The 15,290-nt window shown below is 43.9% G+C and carries 10 protein-coding genes; 7 read left to right on the top strand and 3 right to left on the bottom strand.

Features of this window, described 5'->3' with window-relative positions; translation table 11 throughout:
* Positions 1-10: 10 nt before the first annotated feature.
* From H9626_RS06205 to H9626_RS06175, 7 genes are all read left to right on the top strand, one after another.
* Complete coding sequence (locus H9626_RS06205; RefSeq protein ID WP_191709943.1) at positions 11-457, top strand: NanQ anomerase/TabA/YiaL family protein; 447 nt, start codon at positions 11-13, stop codon at positions 455-457.
* Between the two features lie 15 nt (positions 458-472).
* On the top strand, positions 473-2,101 hold the full coding sequence (locus H9626_RS06200; RefSeq protein WP_191709942.1) for a BNR-repeat neuraminidase N-terminal domain-containing protein: 1,629 nt from the start codon (positions 473-475) through the stop codon (positions 2,099-2,101).
* Positions 2,102-3,049: 948 nt separating this feature from the next.
* Positions 3,050-6,325 carry a SusC/RagA family TonB-linked outer membrane protein gene (locus tag H9626_RS06195; protein ID WP_225230908.1) on the top strand — a complete coding sequence of 1,092 codons (3,276 nt, stop codon included), beginning with the start codon at positions 3,050-3,052 and terminating at the stop codon, positions 6,323-6,325.
* A 16-nt stretch (positions 6,326-6,341) separates the two neighbouring features.
* A complete protein-coding gene (gene nanU / locus H9626_RS06190; RefSeq protein ID WP_191709940.1) occupies positions 6,342-7,907 on the top strand; it encodes a SusD family outer membrane lipoprotein NanU in 1,566 nt (521 codons plus the stop codon).
* Positions 7,908-7,988: 81 nt separating this feature from the next.
* Positions 7,989-8,651, top strand: coding sequence for a GDSL-type esterase/lipase family protein (locus tag H9626_RS06185; protein ID WP_191709939.1), 663 nt, complete (start codon positions 7,989-7,991; stop codon positions 8,649-8,651).
* A gap of 2 nt (positions 8,652-8,653) precedes the next feature.
* The gene (locus H9626_RS06180) at positions 8,654-10,723 is read left to right on the top strand and encodes a GDSL-type esterase/lipase family protein (RefSeq protein WP_191709938.1); all 2,070 of its coding nucleotides are present in this window, start codon (positions 8,654-8,656) and stop codon (positions 10,721-10,723) included.
* A gap of 257 nt (positions 10,724-10,980) precedes the next feature.
* Positions 10,981-11,859 (top strand): DMT family transporter, encoded by an 879-nt coding sequence (locus H9626_RS06175; protein ID WP_191709937.1) that lies wholly within the window; start codon positions 10,981-10,983, stop codon positions 11,857-11,859.
* A gap of 194 nt (positions 11,860-12,053) precedes the next feature.
* Here the strand turns inward: H9626_RS06175 and H9626_RS06170 are convergent, their stop codons facing one another.
* The 3 genes from H9626_RS06170 to H9626_RS06160 all read right to left on the bottom strand — a co-directional run bounded on the left by H9626_RS06170 (position 12,054) and on the right by H9626_RS06160 (position 15,109).
* Positions 12,054-12,410 (bottom strand): DUF805 domain-containing protein, encoded by a 357-nt coding sequence (locus tag H9626_RS06170; RefSeq protein WP_191709936.1) that lies wholly within the window; start codon positions 12,408-12,410, stop codon positions 12,054-12,056.
* Between the two features lie 67 nt (positions 12,411-12,477).
* Positions 12,478-12,894, bottom strand: coding sequence for a hypothetical protein (locus H9626_RS06165; protein ID WP_191709935.1), 417 nt, complete (start codon positions 12,892-12,894; stop codon positions 12,478-12,480).
* 562 nt (positions 12,895-13,456) lie between these two features.
* On the bottom strand, positions 13,457-15,109 hold the full coding sequence (locus H9626_RS06160) for a tetratricopeptide repeat protein (RefSeq protein WP_191709934.1): 1,653 nt from the start codon (positions 15,107-15,109) through the stop codon (positions 13,457-13,459).
* Positions 15,110-15,290 lie beyond the last annotated feature (181 nt).

The raw sequence follows: 15,290 nt of genomic DNA, 5'->3' as shown, positions 1-15,290 counted from the left end.
ACGAATCATTATGATAGTTTCAAACCTGACTCACAGTGATAGAATAGAGGCGTTACATCCGCTTTTCAAAACTTTTTTCGATTACGTCAAGACTCACGACCTGCTGAATGCCGAATACGGACGCATCGAAGTTCAGGGAGACGACGTGTTTATTAACCATATCAATCCGGAATGTGTACCTGCCGATAAACAAGTATTGGAGTTACACCGCGATTACATCGACATCCACCTGCTGCTTGAAGGAACGGAAACCATCGGGTGGAAAGCGATAGAAGACCTTACCCACGAAATCAAGCCTTACGAAAAGGAAGGCGACTGTGCGCTGTACGCTGACAAGCCTACCGCCTGCGTAACGCTCCGCCCGGGAGAATTTCTGATTGCTTTCCCCGAAGACCCTCATGCTCCCATCATCGGCGAGGGAAAAATAAAGAAACTTATCGGTAAAATAAAAATCTAATCATACTGCAACACCATGAAGAAACTATTATCCCTACTACTCGGATTGTTTTCATTTATCGGCTTACAGGCATCCGACACGGTTTTTGTCAAAGCTCCTCAAGTGCCCATCCTGATAGAGCGGAATGACAATGTATTACTTTACATGCGTCTCGATGCCAAGCAGACCCAAACGCTGGATAACGTTACCCTGACGTTCGACAAAGAAGTACCGACCTCACAGATAAAATCGGTAAAACTGTATTATGGCGGCACCGAAGCATCGCAAGACAGAGGAAAGAAACGCTTTGCTCCGGTAGAATACATATCAAGCAATAACCCCGGACGTACACTGGCGGCAAATCCGTCTTATTCCGTAAAAAAATCGGAGGTATCTCCTACTTCGAACACCGTGAAGCTGGAAGGAAACCAAAAACTGTTCCCCGGATATAACTTCTTTTGGGTGAGCATCGAGATGAAACCTTCGGCTTCGCTGCACACCAAAGTTTGTGCGCAAATCTCGCAAATCGAAGCCGACGGCAAGTCTATTCCCGTAAAAGACATGAGCAAAGGCAAAGTGGTGAGAAGAATGGGCGTAGGCGTGCGTCATGCCGGCGATGACGGCTCCGCGGCTTTCCGTATCCCCGGATTGGTTACGACCAACAAGGGTACGCTTTTGGGCGTGTACGACGTACGTTATAACAGCAGCGTAGATTTGCAGGAGCATATCGACATTGGTTTGAGCCGGAGTACCGACGGAGGAAAAACGTGGGAAAAGATGCGTCTGCCACTATCGTTTGGTGAATACGACGGACTGCCGGCGGCTCAAAACGGAGTGGGCGACCCTTCTATCTTGGTAGATACCAAAACCAATACGGTTTGGATTGTGGCGGCATGGACACACGGCATGGGCAACCAGCGCGCATGGTGGAGTTCGCATCCGGGCATGGATTTGAACCATACAGCGCAACTGGTAATGGCGAAGAGCACGGACGATGGCAAAACATGGTCGGCACCCATCAACGTTACCGAACAGGTAAAACAGCCCGAATGGTACTTCTTGTTACAAGGGCCGGGAAGAGGAATCACCATGCAAGACGGTACACTGGTTTTCCCGATACAGTATATCGACAAAACGCGCATCCCGAACGCCGGCATCATGTATAGCAAAGACCGGGGAGCTACATGGCACATCCACAACCATGCCCGCACCAACACCACGGAAGCGCAAGTTGCCGAAGTGGAACCGGGAACGCTCATGCTCAACATGCGAGACAACCGGGGCGGAAGCCGGGCTGTATATACTACTACCGATTTGGGCAAGACGTGGAAAGAACACGAGTCTTCACGCACGGCACTGATTGAACCGGTATGTATGGCGAGCCTCATCAGTGTAAAAGCCAAAGACAACGCGCTTGGCAAAGACTTGCTGATATTCTCGAACCCCAACTCTACCAGCGAACGAAAAGATATGACCATCAAAATCAGTACCGACGGAGGAAAAACTTGGAGCGCGGAACATCAACTTCTGTTAGACGAAGGGTATAACTGGGGCTATTCATGTCTTACCATGATTGACAAAGAAACCATAGGCATACTGTATGAAAGCAGTGTAGCCCACATGACTTTCCAAAGTATAAAGCTGAAAGACATTATCCGAGAATAAGAAGCCCAAAACAACTTATTGGAAAATTTAAACAGGCTCTTAGAGTTCGTTTAAATTTTGCTCGACTTTAGTTTGAGAATTGTTTTCGAGGATGTTTTTTTGTTTTTGCGAGGAGGATAGCGGGCTATCTGACGAGTAAAAACGGGAAAACAGACCGGAAACAAACTCAAAGGGAAGCTGATAAAAACAACTTATTGGAAAATTTAAACGAGCTCTTAGCATTAGTGATTATTTATCAGTTGCGGCAGGTAAAAACAGCGCTTTTTTACCTGCCGTTTTTTTTACATTCATCGTTCTTGCATACAAAGATTATTACTTTCAGCCTTAGATTCTGATTGAACAAATACGCAACAATGCCTTATATATAAAGACTGTTACTTTTCAGCCTCCAAAAGTATTAAAATTTCTATTCGAAAAGCAAGTCATCCCTATGGGTAAAACCGGAAGACTTATCCGCATGAAATACCCCAAACTAACCGTAGCGTTTCGCGGGATAAACCAATAGCCGCTTTCCTAATCCGACAAACGAAAGCCATCGCTCCCCAAAAGCCAACCTTGCTCTTTAAATGTTAAATCATGGCTCTCAAACAACAGTAACATTTTCACAGCCATAAATTTCAAAATTACATTCTGACAAAATAAGCTATTAACTAAAATGAAACATATACAAACGCCCTAATAAAAAATATAAAACATAAAAAGTTGGGTTGTTAATAAAATATTCTTTCAAAATATTCTTCATTATGAAAATATATTTATATATTTGCCCTGTCAAACCCAGTTTTTATAAAGTTGACCTTTTGTTAACGTTTCGGCAAGACACCAATCATGAGTTTTAACCTAATACACTCAATAAGTATGAATAAAAGATTTAAGTCAGTTAGCATGTTGCTGTTTTTAGGTAGCATATCTACCGGGATAGTCAACGCTACACCCACTAACGACGAGATGGCAGTCAGCATCACACAACAGGCCGCCACATGTCAAGGTATTGTGAAAGACGCAACAGGTGAAGCGGTTATCGGTGCTTCGGTTGTAGTAAAAGGAACAACAAACGGTACGATAACTGATTTGGATGGCAATTTCGCCTTGTCGAACGTAAACAAAGGGGACGTTATCGAAATTTCATTTATCGGTTATGCTACCCAATCGATGGTTTGGAACGGCGAACCTCTCAGCATTGTATTAAAAGAAGATACAGAAATTCTTGACGAAGTGGTGGTAACCGGATACGGTGGCTCACAAAAACGTGCGGCATTGACTACCGCCATCTCTAAAATGGACGACCAAGTTATCAAAAACGCGGCGATGAGTAACGTAGGACAGGCGCTGCAAGGTTCGGTAACCGGTCTGCGTGTAGTAAACACCACCGGACAGCCGGGTGCAGAACCTGATATTACCCTTCGAGGCGGTGCAACCATTACGGGTGGAAACAGTAGAGCGTTAATCGTTGTCGATGGTATTATCCGCGACAGCATGAGCGACATCAACCCCTCAGACATCGAATCCATACAGGTATTGAAAGATGCTGCCTCAACAGCTATCTACGGAGCGCGTGCCAACGGAGGTGTTATCTTGGTTGAAACGAAAAGCGGAAAAGAAGGGAAAGCTACTGTAAACTATAAATTCAAATTAGGTGTAAACTTTGCCCGCATGGGGTACGACTTCTGTAACGCACACGATTATATCTACTATAACCGTTTGGGTTACAAGCGGTATACCAACAACGTGCCGGGTGCTGCCAGCGTAGATACGCAAACGGGTTACGGTACGCAAAACAACTTGATTGATGTTCAATACCTTACCAGCGAAAATTCTCACCTCCAGAATGAAGGATGGCTGGTTATGGACGACCCGTACTACGAAGGACAACAGTTGCTCTACAAGGATTACAGCGGCATGTTAGACGACGCCGTGTTCGACAAAACAGCGCTGACCCAAGACCATTACATCAACATCACCGGCGGTAACGACAAGGGTACTTACATCGCCAGCATGGGATATTACAAGGAAGATGGTCAGATTCAGGGAACAGGCTACAAGCGTTTCAACGGTTCTGTCAGCGGAACATATAAGATATTCCCCTTCTTAAATGTAAAAGGAGGAGCTACTTATACATGGTCTCAACAGCCGTCGTTGTGGATTGGTTCATACGAATTATTCTACCGTACGCGCTCACAACGTCCTACATGGAATCCGTATAACGAAGACGGCACACCGGCATCAGGATGGAATACGGGCGACGGTAATCCGGAATATTACAGAGAAAGGCTTACCAGCGAAGACGGAACGCGCAAGGCAACTTACAATTTCGGATTCGATTTGGACATCATCCCCAAGAAACTGACATTGAGCGGCAACTCATCTCTCTATCATTATGACTACCAGTATGAATCGTTTAACAAGTCTTACCAATTCCAAACATCGGCTGACCCGACCAATACGCGCGAAGCAACTGCGCAGATACAGCGTTACACTCAGATACAGGTCAACGGAACGTTGAACTATCGCGACACGTTCAAAGACAGCCATAACTTGGATGTCATGTTAGGTAGTGAATATTTTGGGTATAATGAATTTTCTATGGAGGCAAGAACCCAAAATTCACCGACCGACGACATCCCGACGCTGAACGCCGGAGCGACACGTACTTATACCACTTCAAACAAGACGGGGTATCGTATTGCTTCCGTATTCGGACGTGTGAATTACAACTATCAAATGAAATACCTCGTATCATTGGTAGCACGTTACGACGGTATCTCACGTTTGAAAGACAACCGTTGGGGTTTCTTCCCGGGTGTTTCCGTAGGATGGAATGTTACTGAAGAAGATTTCTGGAAAGAATCTAAAGTAGCCGATGTTATCAGCAACATCAAACCGCGTTTGAGTTACGGTGTAAACGGTAACGTAAACGGAATCGGAAACTTCGACATTTACGGAGTTTACAGACAAATCGGAGCCGGTAACTACAACGGTGCAACCGGATATTACAACTCAACGTTGATAAACACCGGTTTGAGATGGGAACAGAGCCGCTCGTTCGAAGCCGGTTTGGACTTAGGATTCTTCAACAACCGCTTGGCGTTTATTTTGGACTACTATAACCGAACTACCGATGATTTGCTTACTGATGTGAACCTGCCGGCATATACCGGTTTCTCAAGCATGAAGACCAACTTGGGTAAACTGCGCAACTCCGGTTTCGAAATGGAAGTAAGAGCAAACATCCTCTCTAATCCCGACGGGTTCAACTGGGAAGTTTCGGCAAACCTTACCTCTGTATCGAACAAGGTTTTGCAACTTCCTACAAGCGACAAACCGTTTAACCAAATAGACGGATACGAAGTTGCAGCCGGACCGTACGACCCCGAAACCGGAACCACTCCTACCAAATGGATTGGCGGTTATAGAGAAGGTGGTAAGTTAGGCGACTTGGTAGGTTACGTACAACACCACGTATTCAGAGACTGGGACGATGTACGTGCTAACGCCAACATGGTTATCGATGAAGTTGCCAACCTTTACGGACCGGGCATGGCAGACCAAATCAACCCGAACACGGGAGTGACCTACGCCGAATCGGATGGATGGAAACCCATCGAACCGGGAGACGTTTGCTGGAAAGATATCAACCAAGACGGAAAAATCAACAGCCTCGACCGCGATGTGGTAGGAAACATTTTCCCGAAAGTAACCGGTGGACTTTCAACTACCCTCTCATATAAGAACTGGTCATTATACGCACGTTTCGACTACGCTTTGGGTCATACGATTTATAATGACTTGAAAGCCCGCTCACTCGGACAGTATCAGGGACAGTTTAACATCATTACGCAAGTTCACGACATGTGGAGTGAAACCAATCCTGACACCGACCTTCCGGTATTTACTTACGCCGACCAGTTGAACAAGAAAAACATTACCCGTTCAAATAACGGAAATACGGCAGTAGACAACAACAGTTCACGCTTCTATGAAAAGGGAGATTATTTGGCTTTGCGCGAAATTACATTAAGCTATAGCCTGCCGAAAAAATGGATAAGCAAAGCGGGAATGACCGACGCACAAGTATATGTAACCGGACAGAACCTGTTCTACATTACAGGCTATGACGGTGTATCACCCGAACCGGCACTCTCAACTGTTTATGGTCGCGGTATTGATAACGGACGTTATCCTACTCCGAGAACCGTATTGTTTGGTTTATCTGTAACATTCTAAATTATCACTACAAGTTATGAAAAAGATATTCAATTATATTTTAGCAGGATGTATCGCTACATCTTTCTCCGGATGTCTGGACATGGAACCGGTCAGCAGCATTACGGATGCAAACTACTGGCAAGATGCAGCTCAATTCGAAGCCTTCAACGTGGGTCTTCACGGCTTGCTTCGTGAACGGACGTACACCATCTTCGAATTGGGAGAACCGCGTGCCGATATTTACAACACCAATCCGTTTACCGGCGAAGCTACACAAGGTGTAGAACGAATGATTGACAACACACTGAATGCCGCCAATCCGGTAATCAGCAACTACGGTGAATTTTATACCATCATCAACCAGTTAAACCTGATGATCAGCCATACTGAATCAACCGGTTTATTGGCAGACAATGTCAGAAGCTACTATCTGGGACAGGCATACGGATTGAGAGCATACGTTTACTTCCACCTGCTGCGTTCATGGGGTGATGTTATTCTTCATCTTGACTATACGGAAGGAACTTCTGTCAACATCGGAAACATGAGTAAAGCAGCTTCACCCGCAACCGAGGTGATGACGCAAATCAAGAACGATATTCAAAGTTCGGAAGATGCGTTCGGCGATGATTACTCTTTCAAAAACGGCAAATGTTATTGGTCTAAAGCAGCTACCATGATGCTGAAAGGAGAAGTCTATCTGTGGAGCGGCAGACACATGGGAGGAGGCAATACCGACTACACGACGGCAAAAAACGCATTGGAAAGCGTAAAGAATGCCAACGTTACATTGCAGAGCAATTTCAGCAGAGTATTCGCTTATGACAACAAAGAGAACTCAGAAATCATCTTCACCATCCACAACGGAAGAAACGAATACACGATGTGGAACGACCAGTACAGACTGAATATGGTTATGAACCAGAACTTCTTTGCTTCTTATTGTGATGAAAACGGAACCCCGCTGAGCCAAACGGATATGTCTGATATGAACGGTCTTATCCGTTACCAAGTTGAACAGGAACTGTACACCAAGCTGTTCCGCGACGGGGATACCCGAAAAGGTTATTCAATCAAAGGTATATATCAACAAAATGAAAATACCAAAGAGATTACATTCAGCGCACCGATACCTTATAAGTTTCAAGGTGTATTGCTGGAAGGTGACGCTACCCGAAGCTGGCTTGATGATTATCCCATCTACAGATATGCCGACTGCCTGTTAGCTCTTGCGGAAGCAAAAGCATTCTTGGGAGAAGACATCACAGCAGAAATCAACGAAGTACGCAAACGTGCATACGGAACAGAATATTTCAATGCCCACAGAGCAGAAGTGGCATATCCGAACGATACGGATGCTGCATTCTACACTAACAACCGCTTTGTAGGAAGTGACGCAGACCCGCTCGAAGCAATCCTGAAAGAACGGATGAGAGAATTCTTGTTCGAAGGAAAGAGATGGTATGACATCCGACTGATGGGTGATGAATATGCTACGAAATATTCTAACGCAAATGCTTCACGCCTGTTATGGCCGATTGATGAAAATACTTTGGGAGAAAATGAAGCGCTGAAGCAAACTCCCGGATATGAAAATTAATTAAGTAGTCCTTTGAAAAAGAGTATCCTCCCTAAGTTTGTGAGGATACTCTTTTGCTTTTCCCTAAATATCTTTTCGAAAATGAAAAAACTTATTTTCCTCCTGTGTTGCCTTGCTGCCAATATTTCGCTTTTCGGACAAGCCACCCCGAAATATTCTACATATTACTATCAGCGGGCTACATTATTTGAACAGTTACCCGTATCTGCCGATGATATTTTATTTATTGGAAACAGCATTACGGACGGGGGAGAATGGAGCGAACTGTTCAATAATCCGCATGTAAAAAACCGGGGAATCAGCGGAGATACCACCGAAGGTGTTTACGACCGACTTTCGGTGTTGCTCAAGGGGCAGCCCGCACAGATATTCTTACTTATCGGAATCAACAACGTGCCGAGAGGAGAGTCGGCGAACAATATAACGGAAAGTATTCGGAATATTGTCAAGAAAGTAAAGGCCGAGTCTCCACATACCGAACTTTTTGTACAGAGCTTACTTCCTGTTACTCCCCATTACAAGATGTTTGAGGAACACACTTCGCGCTGGCAAATGATACCGGATATCAATCGGGCTATCCGGCAAATGACACAAGAGGAACATGTGACTTATATTGACCTGTTCTCTCATTTTGCAGACGAACAAGGTCAGATGAAGACCGAATATACGAACGACGGACTTCACTTGTTAGGTAAAGGGTATCTGCTTTGGAAAACAATTATCACTCCTTATATTAAAAAATAGCCATGAAACGATTCTTTGTTTTGCTTATTCTTTGTTCTTGGATTACTGTCTGGACGCAAGCTGACGAAACCGTCAAGGTGGCTTGCATGGGAAACAGCATTACCTATGGAACGGGAATCGTTGACAGAATGAAGATGTCTTATCCTGCTCAGCTTCAGAATATGTTGGGCGACAGATTCCGGGTGGGCAACTTCGGGAAACCGGGAGCTACCTTGCTTGAAAAGGGGCATCGCCCGTACCGGAAGCAGGAGGAGTATCAGAATGCGCTTCGGTTTGCAGCAGATATTGTTGTTATTCATTTGGGAGTAAACGATACCGACCCGCGTGATTGGCCTGATTATCGAGATAACTTCGTGAAAGATTATCTTCGCCTGATTGATTCGTTCAGAGAAGTCAATCCGCAATGCCGCATCCTGATTGCTTACATTACTCCGATAGGCGACAGACATCCACGTTTCATGTCGGGTACGCAGCAATGGCACAAAGAGATACAGGAGGCTATCAAAACCGTGTCGGAAATCAGCGGAGCGGAACTGATTGATTTTCATACGCCGCTTTACCCTTTCCCTAATCTGTTTCCCGATGCCATTCATCCCAACGAAGAGGGAGCAGGTATTTTGGCAAAGACCGTATATGCTGCCATTACGGGGAATTACGGCGGATTGCAACTACCCGCCACCTATTCAGACAACATGGTGTTACAAAGAGATACCGCCCTCTGCATACATGGAATGGCGAATGCGGGTACTCATGTAACCGTAAAGATTGCAGGACAGCATAAAACGGCAACTGCCGGAAAGAATGGAAGATGGGAAGTGACAATAGACCCGATACGGGCGGGAAGCAATTACACGCTGACGGTCAGCACACCGGAAACCTCCCAAACGTTCCGAAACGTGGCAGCGGGGGAAGTCTGGTTGTGTTCCGGACAGTCGAACATGGAATTTATGTTGAAACAAGACCGGAACGCGGCGTCTGCCATACCGCAAGCTACGAATCCGGACATCCGTCTGTTTAACATGCAGGGCAGATGGAAAACCGATGCTTCCGAATGGACAGAACAAGCCATCGATTCGGCGAGCCGACTGATGTATTACAAAGAAACGGCATGGCAAACATGTACGCCTGTTTCGGCTGCCAACTTTTCGGCAGTAGCTTATTACTTCGGGAAGATGCTTCAAGACAGCCTGCACGTGCCCGTCGGACTCATCTGTAATGCCGTGGGAGGTTCTACTACCGAATCATGGACGGACCGTTTTTCATTGGAGGCAAATTTTCCGGCTATCCTCAAAGACTGGACGACCAACGACTTTACCCAGCAATGGGCACGCGAACGGGCTTTACTGAACCTGAAGCGAAGCACATCACCCTTCAAGCGGCATCCGTACGAGCCGTGTTACCTGTATGAAGCCGGTATCCTGCCACTCGAAAAATATCCGATAAAAGGAGTTATCTGGTATCAGGGAGAATCGAACGCGCATAACATGCAGGCACACAGCCGGCTGTTTAAACTGTTAGTGGAAGGATGGAGAAAGCAGTGGAACAATGCACGACTGCCGTTCTATTTTGTTCAGCTCTCCAGCCTTAACCGTCCTTCGTGGACGTGGTTCCGCGACAGCCAGCGACTGCTTATGCAAGATATTCCATACACCGGAATGGCTGTTTCGTCCGACAAAGGAGATTCTCTTGATGTACATCCTACCGACAAACGGCCGATAGGAGAACGCTTGGCTCGATGGGCGCTTTGCCGCGAATATGGCAAAGCGATAGTACCGTCGGGGCCTCTATTCAAACGCGCCACACAGGAAAACGATACCGTAGTGGTAGAGTTTGCTTACGGCGAAGGCTTACACACTTCGGATGGGAAACCGCTTACGCATTTTGAAGTGGCAACCTACGAAGGCTTTTATTTCCCTGCCAGAGCCGAAATAAGAAAAAACAAAGTCATCCTCTATACAGACAAGGTAAAACATCCGAAGTTTGTTCGATATGGATGGCAACCGTTTACCCGGGCTAATCTGGTGAATGGCGACGGACTGCCGGCATCCACCTTCCGGGGAATCATCCGATAAAAACCCTACCTTTTTTCATATAAACTGTGATTCCGGAGGTCGCTTCAATATACAAACGAAGCGGCCTCCAAGAATCACTACCAATCTTTTTTCCATTAAATCCTATCTAAACAGATGTACAAATAAAATTATTAAATAACTATAAACCAATGATATAACTTTTTATATCATGTACATTTCAAGTATTCCGATTGATTATTTTACGCATAAGACATATTTTCGCACGAAAAAACAAACGACTCACATCTTTTTTTGAAATGAAACAGAGGTATTATCAACTGATTGCTATTGCAGTTGTATTTATTTGGGGCACAACTTTTATCTCTACCAAAATACTCATCAACTACGGACTTTCCCCTCAAGATGTTTTCTTTTACCGCTTCTTGTTAGCCTATATCGGCATCTGGACGATTTCTCCGTTAAAGTTATTCGCAGATAATTGGAAAGATGAGTTGTATATGATGGCCGGCGGAATAACCGGTGGTTCGCTATTCTTCTTCCTGCAAAACCTGTCTTTACAGATGACACAAGCATCTAATGTGTCTTTTATTATTTGCACCTCGCCACTATCAGCAACCATTCTAACCGTATTGTGTACGCGCAACGAGAAGTTTACCAAAAGATTCGTTTACGGCTCTTTAGCCGCACTGTTAGGAGTAGGGTTGGTTATATTCAACGGAAACGTTGTGCTCAAACTATCTCCCACAGGCGACTTCTTGGCTTTATCGGCATCTCTTTTATGGGGCGTATACAGCTTAATAATCAAGCGGATAACCAACAACTATTCTTCGATATTCATAACGCGCAAAGTGTTTTTCTATGGCATCTTAACCATATTGCCCGTGTTTTTAATCCAACCTTTGTTCATGGATTTCGACCTGTTAGTAACTCCGGTCATTTTAGGGAATTTGCTGTTTCTTGGGATTGCAGCATCATTAGGCTGTTATCTGTTATGGAATATAGTAGTAAGCAAAATGGGAGTCATACAGAGTTCCAATTATCTTTATCTGAATCCGCTTGCTACCATGCTGGGAGCTTATGCAGTTCTTAACGAACAAATAACCCTCGTAGCACTGGGAGGAATGATATTGATACTGACAGGCATATACATCGCTACCCGCAAACAGGAGCCATAAAAAACACTGTCCCCTGCATCAGTACAAACTGATTAAGGGGACAGCAAAACATTTTAACTTTCTTAAATACCACAAATCCAATTTCAATCAGGGCCTATTTAAATTTTGCTCTGCCTCGGTTTGAGAATTGTTTTCGAAGAACAGACCGGAAACAAACTCAGAAAGGGGGCGGATAAAAACACTTAATCGGAAAATTAAAACAGGCTCTTAATTTCTTTAGGATTTATCCCATAGCGATTCCTCCCGGGATCGCTATCTTGAAGCACTAAATATAAAAACCAAAAACATCCGAAAGGCACTAAGTTAATGAATAACCAATAGCCACTTTTTCCTATATCATGCAGCCGCCTTACACTGACAGCATAACTCGGAATCAAGCAAAAGAGGAACAAGACTCCGACAAACATAAATTTTGTATTTGCCAAAGCATCGAGAGCACATGCCGCAAAAATAAAGATTACAAGAATCAGTACAGACATCCAGTATTCTCTACGACACGCCCGACCGGACCAATTGTCCCAACTTTTAAGCATTCGGATAAATTCTTTCATTTTTACATTAATCTATAAAGGCACGTAAACATTATGTCATTATAACAAATAAAACATTCTTTTGTTCTCACCGCTTCAAGGCACATAATCCGCCCATCCAAAGACAGAAAAAACTGCCTATCCAAAGGTAATACCCGATAGCCATCGAATCGATGGCAAACATCTGTCCCGACTCGTCTTTTATGACCGAAGGACAGAACAGAAAACTCATCCCTAATACAAACGTACAAACCATCCAAATGTGGAAAGATTTAGACCGGTTATGCAACAAACTAATTATAGCAAAGAGGTAAGTAACATTAGCAAACCATGAAAAATAGAAGAGGCTCAACAAACTGCTGTCCATCACCAAGCCCACCCATCCGAAAAGAGAAAGAAACCAGCCTCCCACTTCCGGATAGCCTTCTCCTTCTACGATAAATGAAGGGAAATAACACGCCAGCATGTAACAAATCATGCTGGGAATAAACATTAATTTTTGCATCGCTTTTAGAGTTCGTTTAAATTTTGCTCGGCTTTAGTTTGAGAATTGTTTTCGAAGAACAGACTGGAAACAAACTCAAAAGGAAGCTGATAAAAACAACTTATTGGAAAATTTAAACAGGCTCTTATATTTGGTAGGATTCTCCTAAAAGCCTGTTTCAATAAATTACGGGTGCAAAATTACGCCCCCTTACATGAAGAAAGAAAAAACCGTGATAGACAAATAAATTTCATAAAACACTAATATGCAGATGATTACACAAGACAAGCGTGTACATTACCCCAACAGGCAATATACGCCATCAACCAACACACCCATTTATATTTTCCCGGAAAAACGGTCTGCCCCCATCCTTCCGTTAAAGCCAATACTTAATCCATGACACCTGCGGACAGAAAATTTTGAATTTATTCAAACTCATAAAAAGCTCGTTTCAAGCATTTTACGATTAGTACAGGAGAATGAAAAACTCTAACGGAAGAACCGGTCAGCCTTTCGAATAGAAATGGTCAACTCTACCGCATGGGATAACCCACGCTAACGGTAGCGTTTTCGGGGGATATCAAAATTGTCTGATAAAATCATCGAGTGTCATGTTCTCGATTTTCATCTTTTCTTTCAAGCGCATTTTCTTTCTCGAAATGCTCCCCTTAGCAATATGATATACATCCGAAAGCAGAGACAGTGGCAGCTCCATTTTCAACAGACAGATAAAATGTACCTCCTCTGACGTCAACTGCGGAAACGCTTCTTTCAAACGATACGTGAAATTATTGAAACAAGCATTGGTGTTCTGGACTATAATATCCCAGTCTTCTTTTTTCAGATGCATAAAGCCCTGCGAGTTCTGACTTTTTATCAAAATCGGGACTGTAAGCGCATTGAGCCTCTTATAATACTCCGTGCGCTGATTAAGCGACTCCACCTCAAGGGCTTCACGGTCATCTTTTTCCTGCTGGTACCGATGTTCTGCCTCACACCTGCTATTCTGAAGATCGACCATAATCTCTTCTTTTTCTTTCAGCGTCACCTCGATTTTTCTTTTCGCCCGTTTCACACGATACACAATCAAGATTCCCACCCCAAGAATCAAGAACAAACTCACAGCCAGCTTGTAATAAGCCAGTTTCTGTTCGGCAAGTTCCATATTGATACGGACAATCCTCTGCTGCTGACGGTCGTGCTCCTGAAAGGCATTCAGATTACTGATATATCCTATCTTGTTGTTCATATCCAGCGAATCTCTGCAACCAATACTTTTCTTCGCATAAAGAAAAGCCGTCTGATAATCTTTCTCGGCATCCTTCAGCAATGACATTTTATAATAAGTATCTCGTTTCCAGTTCAAAGGAAGTTTGTCAATGTCTTGCATCAGAATCCGCTCGGCGTCATTAAGCCGATGCATTTTCAAAAAAATATTCCCTTGAATCAGGTTACACGACAGCTTAAAATTAAATGAGCTATCATTCTGTAAAGCGATATCGACATAATATAAGGCAGAATCGAGCTTGTTCATAGCCAAATAAATCTTGCCTAAATCTTTATAATACTCAGCACGCAACGCCGATTTACGGGAAGGCAACAGTTGCAATGCCCTGCGTAAGTAATTGTCGGATTCGGAATAATTATTCTCCGTCAGATGAAGTTTCGCCAACTCGTGCAGTGCTTCTGCCGTAAGAACAGAATCTTTTAACAGAACCGCAATGTGCAGGGCTTGCTGCAAACATTCTTCTTCCATCCGATACATCATTTTAAAATGATAAATAGAGGCTTCTCCCAATTTGATGGAAAAAAGCATCCGGCTGTCATTTCTTACATACTTTTCGGCCTGATTATAGCTGCTATTGGCTCTGAAAAACGCATAGTTGTCTGCATATACTTTCCCCAAAGAGAAATACAGACTGCACAGGCGGGCAGAATCTTTTTGCCCCAAGAAATAGGATAACGCTTCGTCCGACTGGTTTGAAAGTTGCAGGGGAGTATCGGGAACAAGCGCCTTAGCCTGAACCAACAAAGCATAGTAAAGTGCTTTATCGGCTTTGTTCAAAGAAGCTGTATCGATATCAATGATCCGATTCAGATACTTTTCAGGCATGGCATTCAGCGAATCCTCAAGCATCAACAATGACATACTATAACCACCACTTCCCCGACGGGTACAGGAAAACAGGCATAGAACTGTCATTACGACAAAAATATGTATTTTCAATTTCATCTATTCTACGTTTTAAATTAACTCTGATAACATGATTTTTTTACGGATTTAATTAAGCACCAATACCTTACCATACGTTGAAAATTCCATAAAGAACAATAACTTAAAACAAAAGGTTTAGAACTTATTTAAATTTTCCGATAAAGAAACTGACTCATCCCTCATATTCTTAAACAAAAAA

Source organism: Phocaeicola faecium (assembly GCF_014837055.1).
GTDB lineage: Bacteria > Bacteroidota > Bacteroidia > Bacteroidales > Bacteroidaceae > Phocaeicola > Phocaeicola gallinarum.
This window is presented reverse-complemented; position numbering and strand designations above follow the sequence as displayed.